Origin of the sequence: Streptomyces katrae (assembly GCF_000966975.1) — a bacterium.
Taxonomy (GTDB): domain Bacteria; phylum Actinomycetota; class Actinomycetes; order Streptomycetales; family Streptomycetaceae; genus Streptomyces; species Streptomyces katrae.
Genome location: NZ_JZWV01001741.1, coordinates 1 through 235 on the forward strand (window position 1 = coordinate 1; position 235 = coordinate 235).

Below are 235 nucleotides of genomic sequence, written 5' to 3' on the forward strand. Positions count from 1 at the left end.
CCGGCGCGGCCATCGCCGCCGTCAACGGCCCCGAAGCCGTCGTCCTCTCCGGGACCCGGGAAGCCGTCGAAGGCGTCGTGGCACTGCTCGCCGCTCAGGGCGTCAAGGCGAAGGCCCTGCGCGTCAGCCACGCCTTCCACTCCCCCCTCATGGACCCCATGCTGGAGGAGTTCCGCACGGCCATCTCCGGCCTGGACTTCCACCAGCCGGCCATCCCCTTCGTCTCCGCCCTCAC

At 71.9% G+C, this 235-nt stretch carries 1 protein-coding gene; it reads left to right on the forward strand.

Annotation, left to right across the window (positions count from 1 at the left end; translation table 11 throughout):
- Positions 1-235: acyltransferase domain-containing protein (locus VR44_RS40400; protein WP_045952687.1), on the forward strand; the 235-nt coding region annotated here is incomplete at both ends.